Source organism: Rhodococcus sp. EPR-147 (assembly GCF_001647185.1).
Taxonomy (GTDB): Bacteria; Actinomycetota; Actinomycetes; order Mycobacteriales; family Mycobacteriaceae; genus Rhodococcoides.
Genome location: NZ_LVCU01000034.1, coordinates 1 through 8,956 on the forward strand (window position 1 = coordinate 1; position 8,956 = coordinate 8,956).

The window sequence follows — 8,956 nt, forward strand, 5'->3', positions numbered from 1 at the left end:
GCACCGGAGGTATCGGCGCGCGAGATCTCGAACCGCTCCAGATGAAGCCGGTCCTCGATTCCCTCTCGCTTCCAGGTCTTCTCGATCTCCTCGAGCAGTGCTGCCGGTCCACACGCCCAGGTGTCGCGCGTGCGCCAGTCGGGGTAGAGCTCGTCGAGCGAGGCGAGTGCGAACTTGCCGTCCGATCGTGTCAGCTGCACATGCGAGGTGAAGTTCGGATGCGATTTCTCGAGCGCAGCGATCTCGGCCGCGAACATGACTTCGTCCTCGGTCGGTGCCGAGTGGATGTGCACGGTGTCGGGCATGTCGCCGTGGCGATCCAAGGCCCGCAGCATCGAGATGATCGGGGTGATGCCGCTACCGGCCGTGACGAACAGGATCTTGTTCGGCGGCGGCACGGGCAGCGCGAAATTGCCCTTCGGGGCGGCCAGCCGAACGATGGTCCCCTGCGGCACACCGCCGACCAGATGCGAGGAGAGGAAGCCTTCCGGCATCGCCTTGACGGTGATGGAGATCAGCTTGTCTTCCCAGTTCGGCGGGGAGGTCAACGAGTACGACCGCCAGTGCCATCGCCCGCCGAGGTGCAACCCGATCCCGATGTACTGACCGGGCCGGTAGTCGAAATTGAAGCCCCAACCCGGCTGAATCACCAGGGTCACCGCCGTGGCGGTCTCCTTCTCCACTCGCACGATGCGGCCGCGGAGTTCGCGTGCCGACCACAGAGGATTCGCGAGATGAAGGTAGTCGTCGGGCAACAAGGGGGTGGTGATGCGGGTGAAGGCACCACGCACCATGTTCAGTCTCGGACGCTTGGGGGCCGATACTCCGGCCGCCGGAGCCTCCAGCCACTTCTTCAGATCCATCGGGTGTTCCATCCCCTCGATCGAGATACTGAACCGCTTGCGGTCATCGAGGTTACGCTACCGTAGGTTCGGGTTCGGGAACACCTGTGTCGGTGTGAATCGTGCGCGAACGAACACGACGGAATCACAGCAGTTCGAGCAGAAACGACAACTCTTGCGGGGCGTACCACGCGAGCGTGTGATCCTCGGCATCTCCCAGCACGAACTCCGCATCCTCGTCTCCCATGTCCGCGGCATCGACCGCGGCGACGGCCTTGGCGACCGCCGATTCGGCACCTTCGAGATCGACGTGGACCGACGCGACCTGATCCATCCGCAACGGCTCTTTGAGGCGGACGACGGCGTCGTCCAGATCGGGACGCAGAGTGGGATCGTCGACATCGGCCGCGATCACCGCCCTCCGGTACACCACCCCTTCGGCGACTGTCCCGGTGTCGGTCTCGTCGTCGACTGCTGCGGCGATCAAACGCAGAGAGGCCCGGGCGGCCTCCCCCATCGCCACCTCGGAGAGCTCCTCGTCGTCGCCGGACGAATAGGCCTCACGCAGTGTCGGTGTCACCGCGAAGGCCGTGCGCGAGACCGGGCTGAACTCGCCCTCCGCCGACAGCACTTTCAAGAACTCCAGCGTCGCCGGAACGTAGACACGCATGACAGAAGACCTCACACTCTCGATTCGTTACTCGCGTCGACCAACTCTTCCAGCGCCTCGTGCAGGAGCGCCGTGACGACGTCCACATCGGGCATGGCACCTCGATCTGCATTGAGCCCGAAGAACACGTAGCCGTCGTAGGACGTCAGCCCGATGCTCATCGCCTGGTTCTCGAACAGCGGCGACACCGGATACATCTCGAGCATGCGCGCACCGCCCACATACAGCGGGAACTGTGGTCCGGGGGCATTGGTGACGATCAGATTGAACACCCGCTGGGACAGCCGACTACCCGCTCGCGCGCCCATCGCGTGCAGGCTCGCAGGCGCGAATCCGGAGATCCGCATCAAGGTCTGAGCGGTGACGCCGCGACTCTGCTTGGAGTGGGCCTCGGTGGCGTGCGCAATGTGCGAGAGGCGCACCACGGCATTGGATTCACCGACGGGCAGGTCGACGAGAAACGACGAGACCTCGCTGCGATCTTCCTCGGTCGCATCGATCGGCCGATCGGCCGCATCTCCGAAACCGACCCGATCGACCGAAACGTACACCGACATGGGCACCATGGCCCGCACCGTGGAGGACGCCGTGACGGGCTCGCCTCGGGAGAGCAACCAATTGCGCAGTGCCCCGGTGACGACAGCAAGCACCACGTCGTTGATCGAGCAGCCGAACCTGTTGTGCACTCTGCGATAGTCGGCGAGCTCGGTCTTGGCCACCGCGAATCTGCGGTTTCGCGAGATCGGGGCGTTCAGCGGACTCGACGGCGCGCTCTGGGTCGCGGTGCGCAGCACGGCCGCGACCTTCGCTGCGGCCCGCAGGGCCCCACCCGCGACACCGGCAGCGCCGTGGACCGCGCCGCGCAGTGCCTCGACGCTCTCCCCCGGACGTACCACCAAGTCGGTGAGAGCATCGATGACCAACGCCGAATCCTTGGGCTCGCGCGCGGGCATCCAGAGTTCCTCGGCCATCGGCGGCGGATTCTTGCTGGCATCGAGTATGACCTGACCGACGTCGAGCGCGTGTTCACCGTCGACCAGCGCCGAGTGAGACTTGGTGAAGACGGCGAAACGATTCTTCGACAACCCCTCGACCAGGTACATCTCCCACAGCGGACGGGTGCGATCGAGTGGGCGCGAGGTCAGCCGCGCGATCAGATCGTGCAGCTGATCGTCCGAACCCGGCTTGGGTAGTGCCGAACGGCGGATGTGGTAGGTGATGTCGAAATCCGCGTCGTCGACCCACACCGGCCTGGCCAGCCCGAAGGCGACCTCACGCACCTTCTGCCGGTACCGGGGAACCAATGCCAGGCGTTGCTCGACCAACGACAGCAGACGGTCGTAGCTGAATCCACTGCGCGGAGTCCGGAAGATGGCGAGCGACCCGAGGTGCATCGGGCTGCTACTGGCCTCGAGAAAATAGAACGACGCATCCTGCGCTGTCAGCCTGGTCGCCATCGCGTGTTCCAGTCCCCGTCCTCGCGTGAAGTACGCGCCGATTCCTGTGGCCGAGCGCGCAGTGTGCTCGAACCTAGAGTACGTGGCGGACGAATGTCGGTCTCGGGGTCGTTCGAGGACCGTGTCGCGTGTTGTTCCCGGGTTTCGACGGGAACCGAACGCGCGCTCGGACCGTCAATGTCGGTGTGAGCGTCATCGAATCGAACGACCCGCCGCACATCGCGGACACCTCGGCCCCGGGCTCGCAACTCCGCGCCGAACATCATTGCTTTCTCTCGCGTGCCGCTCCGTTCGAGCCGCCGCTCAGCTCCGGTGCCGTGCACACGTGGGATCCAGCGGCGATCACCGATTCGCCGCCCGCCCGACACCGACCCTCCGTGCGCAGCAGCCGTTCTCGACGGCGCATCGAGCCTCCCGGCCGGCCGACGGTGCCCGCCGATGCGCGCTCGAGTGCCGACCGGGCGATGCGCATGATGATCGAGGTGATCGATCGTCGACGCAGCGCAGACCAGCTGTCGCCGTTGTTCACCGCCTCGATGATCGACCTGGTGCGGACCATAGTGCGAAACCCACCGCCAGGAAGGCGACTCGGTTTCGCCGCAGTGCGTCGAGTTCATGTGGCGTATCAGTCGGATGTCTCGGCGGAGATCTTCGGCTCGTACACTCGCGGCCCACGTATGTTCGCCTTCGCGGGCCGAATCGAGCTCGCCATCGACCCGCGCCGCCCCGGGTGGACGGTCACGTCGTTGCGAGTGGGGTGAGGGTCGCGTCGCCCCGCGGCGACGCGACCGTCGTGTACTACCTCTTGCGCTTGGAGCGAGCTGCCTTCTTGGGAGCCTTGCTCTGCGTTCTCGCCGCCTCGCGACGTTCGCGGCGGGTGCCCTCGGCCGCGGACTCGCTGCCGGTCGGGGTCGGCCCGGATCGACGAACGGCAGTGCCGCCGCCCTCGGCCGGACCGGAGAAGGTCAGTCTCTGGTCTTCCTGCTCGTCGAGACCCTTCGCCCGCAGCGCCGAGGGCACCGCAGGAGCAGTAGGTGCCGGAGCGGTGGGTGCGGGAGCCGTCGGTGCAGGTGCCGTCGGTGCAGGTGCTGCGGCGGGTGTCGCTGCCGGGCGGCCGGAGCCCACCGGAGAGGACAGTCCAGGAGCCACTGCGAGACCTGCAGAGGCTGCCGGACCTGCCGGAGCCGGTGTGGCCTCGACCTGCAGGTTGAACAGGAAGCCGACCGACTCCTCCTTCAGGCCGTCGAGCATGCCCTGGAACATGTCGTAGCCCTCACGCTGGTATTCGACCAGCGGGTCGCGCTGCGCCATCGCGCGCAGGCCGATGCCTTCCTTGAGGTAGTCCATCTCGTAGAGGTGCTCGCGCCACTTGCGGTCGAGAACCGACAGCAGAACTCGACGCTCGAGTTCGCGCATTCCGTTCTCGCCGGCGATACCGTCGATCTCGGCCTCGCGCTTGGCGTACGCCGATCGCGCGTCCTCGAGCAGCGCCTCACGCAATTCGTCGCGGGTCAGGTCGCCCTTCTCGCCGTCCTCGTTCTCGCCGGAGAGGACCTTGTGGTCGATTCCCACCGGGTAGAGAGTCTTCAGCGCGGTCCAGAGCTGTTCCAGATCCCAGTCCTCGACGTAGCCCTCGACGGTGGCACCGTCGACGTAGGCGGTGATCACGTCGGTGATCATGCCCTCGACCTGGCCCTCCATGTCCGCACCTTCGAGGATGCGGCGGCGCTCCTCGTAGATGACGGTGCGCTGCTGGTTCATCACCTCGTCGTACTTGAGAACGTTCTTGCGGATCTCGAAGTTCTGCTGCTCCACCTGCGTCTGAGCACTCTTGATGGCCTTGGACACCATCTTGGCTTCGATCGGGACGTCGTCGGGCAGGTTGAGCCGAGTCATGATCGATTCGAGTGCGCCGCCGTTGAATCGACGCATCAACTCGTCGCCGAGAGAGAGGTAGAAACGCGATTCGCCCGGGTCACCCTGACGACCGGAGCGGCCTCGCAGCTGATTGTCGATGCGGCGCGAATCGTGCCGTTCGGTACCGAGGACGTACAGCCCACCGGCCTCGCGCACGGTATCGGCATCGGCCTTGACCTGCGCCTTGACCTCTTCCAGAGCAGGCTCCCAGGCGGCCTCGTATTCCTCGGGGGTCTCGACCGGGTCCAAGCCCTGCTTCCGGAGCTTCAGGTCGGCGAGGATGTCCGGGTTGCCGCCGAGCACGACGTCGGTACCACGACCGGCCATGTTGGTCGCGACGGTCACCGCGCCCTGCCGGCCCGCCTCGGCGATGATCGTCGCTTCCTGCTCGTGGAACTTCGCGTTCAACACGTTGTGTGCGACGCCGCGCTTGGTGAACTGCTTCGACAGGTACTCCGAGCGCTCGACGCTCGTCGTGCCGATGAGGACCGGCTGGCCCTTGCCGTGCCGCTCGACGACGTCGTCGACGACCGCGTCGAACTTGGCCTCTTCGGTCTTGTAGATCAGGTCGCCGTTGTCCACTCGGACCATCGGACGGTTCGTCGGAATCGGAATGACGCCCAGACCGTAGATCTGATGGAGCTCGGCGGCCTCGGTCTCGGCGGTACCGGTCATGCCCGAGAGCTTGTCGTAGAGGCGGAAGTAGTTCTGCAGCGTGATCGTGGCCAGAGTCTGGTTCTCGGCCTTGATCTCCACCTTCTCCTTGGCCTCGATCGCCTGGTGCATGCCCTCGTTGTAGCGGCGTCCCACCAGGATGCGGCCGGTGAACTCGTCGACGATGATGACCTCGCCATCGCGAACGATGTAGTCCTTGTCCTTGGTGTAGAGCTCTTTGGCCTTGATCGCGTTGTTGAGGTAGTTCACCAGCGGTGAGTTGGCGGCCTCGTACAGATTGTCGATGCCGAGCTGATCCTCGACCAGTTCGACGCCTGCCTCGTGCACACCGATGGTCCGCTTGCGGATGTCGACCTCGTAGTGGGTGTCGACCTTGAGCATCGGCGCGATACGGGCGAACTCGCCGTACCACTTGCTCGACGCATCGGCCGGTCCCGAGATGATCAGCGGCGTACGGGCCTCGTCGATGAGGATGGAGTCGACCTCGTCGACGACGGCGAAGTTGTGGCCGCGCTGCACGAGATCGTCGAGCGAGTGCGTCATGTTGTCGCGCAGGTAGTCGAAACCGAACTCGTTGTTGGTGCCGTAAGTGATGTCCGCGGCGTACGCGGCGCGGCGTTCCACCGGGGTCATGCCGGACAGGATCACGTCGACCGAGAGACCGAGGAAGCGGTGCACGCGGCCCATCCACTCCGAGTCGCGCTTGGCGAGGTAGTCGTTGACCGTCACCACGTGCACACCCTCGCCGGAGATGGCATTGAGGTAAGCCGGGAGAACACACGTCAGTGTCTTGCCCTCACCGGTCTTCATCTCGGCGATGTTGCCGAAGTGCAGAGCGGCACCGCCCATGACCTGTACGTCGAAGTGCCGCTGCGACAGCACTCTCCAGGACGCCTCACGGGCCACGGCGAAGGCCTCGGGCAGGAGCTGATCCAGGGTCTCGCCTGCGGAGTACCGCTCCTTGAACTCCGCGGTCTTGCCGCGCAGTTCGTCGTCGGAGAGGCTCTCGACGTCCGAAGACAGGGTCGAGACGTGGTCGGCGATGCTCTTGAGCCGCTTGACCATGCGACCTTCACCGACACGGAGCAGCTTGGAAAACGACAGCGACGGCACGGGCTTTCTCGTCCTCGATCCTCGGTTCACGGGTATTGGTACGAACAACACTGCATACTGCACGAGCTCACGGGTTCGTCACCACGACATCTGCGCGGCGGGTAACCCGAACGCGTCCATGGTAGGCGGTGTCGCTGTGAACCCGGCAGCCCGACTATCGGTCGTTGGAGATCGCCGGTCGGCCATTCGGACAACACCGACACAGCACTGCAGGCTCGACGTGGGGATCGAGTCTCCGGCGTCGAGCCTGCAGCGGTGAAAAGATTTCACGGACGGCGAACGTGTCGAACCGTCCCGATCGGTCCGGTCAGGTGAGTCTGATCAAGCCGTAATCGAAGGCGTGCCGTCGGTACACGACCGAGGGGCGATCGGTTGCGCTGTCGTGGAACAGGAAGAAATCGTGGCCCACGAGTTCCATTTCGTACAGTGCGTCGTCGACGCTCATCGGTGCGGCCGAGTGGGTCTTCGTCCGCACGATGTGCCCCGGGCCGCTCTGGTCGTCCTCGAAGGTGTCGAGTTTCGTGTCGGGGTCGAGTGCCAGCGTGTCGTCCTCGGCGAGTTCGGCAGTGGCCTCGGCAACGGACACGGGCCGCTTCTCGCCGTAGTGAACCTTGCGACGGTCCTTGGTGCGTCGGAGTCTGCTCTCGAGTTTCGACGTCACCGCTTCGAGTGCGGCATAGAAACTGTCGGCGCACGCTTCGGCTCGAACGACCGGGCCCTTGCCCTTCGCGGTGATCTCCACGCGTTGACATGCCTTGGCCTGGCGGCGATTTCGTTCGTGCTGCAGTTCGACGTCGAACAGGTAGATGGAGGGATCGAAGCGCTCGAGGCGAGCCAGTTTCTCGGAGACGTATATCCGGAAGTGATCCGGTATCTCGACGTTGCGGCCCTTGACCACGACGTCCGCATTGCTCTTGGCGGGTTCTTCCGAGGGCTTCTCGTCGAAGAAAACCGAGGCTTGTGAAGGGGTCGTCACGCGTACCTCCCGATATCGGCCACGCCCACTGTTGGACGCGGCAAGTGTGCATGCCGAATGGGGAACCTTCCGGCATCAAAGTCCGGGGCATCACCTCACATCTGGTCCAGTCGGTGCGTGTCCGCGACGTTAGTCGGTCATCGACTCGTGTGCCACCGTTCACCCCGAATTGGTTGTCGGCGTGTCCTTCCCCTCCGCCGTCACGCACTCGCCACCACCAGCGCTCCGGCTACCGGGACTCCGAAATCGGTTAGCACTCTTGCACATTCGGCCAACGTGGCACCGGTGGTGACGACGTCGTCGATCAGCAGAACGGTGAATTCCGCCGATGGCGTCACGCGTGCGTCGGCGTGCGAACGAGCCAGCCCGACGGCCTCGATCCGCCCTGCCACGTTGTGCTGTCGTTGTCCCGCCGACAGTCCGACCGAATCACGTACTCCACCGGTCATGCGGAGCAACTCGGGAACGAGCACACGCTCGGGTGCCAACTGCTCGGCGGCGATTCGAGCGCATCGCAGAACGGGATCGCCTCCACGAGCCCGCGCCGCACGAGCCCGAGAGGGCGCGCAGATCAGAATCAGCGAACTCAGCTCCGGTGGATCGATCTCACCCGCGTCGCGTAGATGTCCGACGGCCTCGGCGAGCGCTCGCCCGAAAGGCCGGGCCACCGACCGCCGACCTCGCTCCTTCAGCGCGATCACACCACTGCGGCGCGGCCCGCTGTACGTACTCAGGGACCAGCAGGGCACACCGGGATCGACTCGTGGCCGAACGGCAACGGGCGGGACGAACAGGGCCAGAGAACACCCTCCGCACCAGTGCTCCCCCGGCACACCGCACCCGGCGCACTCGAGGGGCAGAACCAGATCGAGGAGCGTCCGCATGGATGCGGAGTCTGCCCCGGCCCACCGACAGAGATCTGCGACCGACGTCAGCCGGGCAGAATGGGCACAGCTTTCACGCCGGCCAGACCGGTGACCTCACGCCAGTACCGGTCGCCGACCGGATCGGAGTTGTTGAGGGCGAACACGGCCCGTGCATCGGCCACGTACTCCGTTTCCGGCGAGGCATCGACCGCCAACACCGGGGTGGTCAGGTTGCGTGACGGCAACGGATCCATCCGGGATCCGTCGACGCTCACCTGGACCACCGGGGAGTCGGTCGCGACCCGCGCGATCACGATGGTGTCGCCGGTGCTCCAGTCCAAACTCGTGGCGTCGCTACCGAGTCCGATGGCCACGGCCCTCGGCTCGGTGAGGGAGTACACACCCGAGGGCTCGCGCACCACCGTTGCCACGTACACGAC

8 protein-coding genes are annotated in these 8,956 nt (G+C 65.2%); 1 reads left to right on the top strand and 7 read right to left on the bottom strand.

The window, feature by feature from the left end; all coding sequences use genetic code 11:
- From A2J02_RS01150 to A2J02_RS01160, 3 genes are all read right to left on the bottom strand, one after another.
- Positions 1-863, bottom strand: an 863-nt coding sequence (locus tag A2J02_RS01150; protein ID WP_068045684.1) for a ferredoxin reductase, incomplete at its 3' end; no start/stop codon positions are given.
- A gap of 124 nt (positions 864-987) precedes the next feature.
- The gene (locus A2J02_RS01155) at positions 988-1,512 is read right to left on the bottom strand and encodes a DUF6912 family protein (RefSeq protein ID WP_068045663.1); all 525 of its coding nucleotides are present in this window, start codon (positions 1,510-1,512) and stop codon (positions 988-990) included.
- An 11-nt stretch (positions 1,513-1,523) separates the two neighbouring features.
- A complete protein-coding gene (locus A2J02_RS01160) occupies positions 1,524-2,969 on the bottom strand; it encodes a WS/DGAT/MGAT family O-acyltransferase (RefSeq protein ID WP_068045666.1) in 1,446 nt (481 codons plus the stop codon).
- A 185-nt stretch (positions 2,970-3,154) separates the two neighbouring features.
- On the opposite strand from A2J02_RS01160, the gene A2J02_RS01165 reads away from it, so the two are divergent.
- Positions 3,155-3,730 carry an Rv3235 family protein gene (locus A2J02_RS01165; RefSeq protein WP_143536659.1) on the top strand — a complete coding sequence of 192 codons (576 nt, stop codon included), beginning with the start codon at positions 3,155-3,157 and terminating at the stop codon, positions 3,728-3,730.
- A gap of 37 nt (positions 3,731-3,767) precedes the next feature.
- Here A2J02_RS01165 and secA read toward each other — a convergent pair whose 3' ends face one another.
- The 4 genes from secA to A2J02_RS01185 all read right to left on the bottom strand — a co-directional run.
- The gene (secA, locus tag A2J02_RS01170) at positions 3,768-6,674 is read right to left on the bottom strand and encodes a preprotein translocase subunit SecA (protein ID WP_068045670.1); all 2,907 of its coding nucleotides are present in this window, start codon (positions 6,672-6,674) and stop codon (positions 3,768-3,770) included.
- A gap of 307 nt (positions 6,675-6,981) precedes the next feature.
- Positions 6,982-7,650, bottom strand: a complete 669-nt coding sequence (hpf, locus tag A2J02_RS01175; protein ID WP_068045673.1) for a ribosome hibernation-promoting factor, HPF/YfiA family — start codon at positions 7,648-7,650, stop codon at positions 6,982-6,984.
- A gap of 200 nt (positions 7,651-7,850) precedes the next feature.
- On the bottom strand, positions 7,851-8,534 hold the full coding sequence (locus A2J02_RS01180) for a ComF family protein (RefSeq protein WP_068045676.1): 684 nt from the start codon (positions 8,532-8,534) through the stop codon (positions 7,851-7,853).
- Positions 8,535-8,581: 47 nt separating this feature from the next.
- Positions 8,582-8,956, bottom strand: a 375-nt coding sequence (locus A2J02_RS01185) for an LpqB family beta-propeller domain-containing protein (RefSeq protein ID WP_231911394.1), incomplete at its 5' end; no start/stop codon positions are given.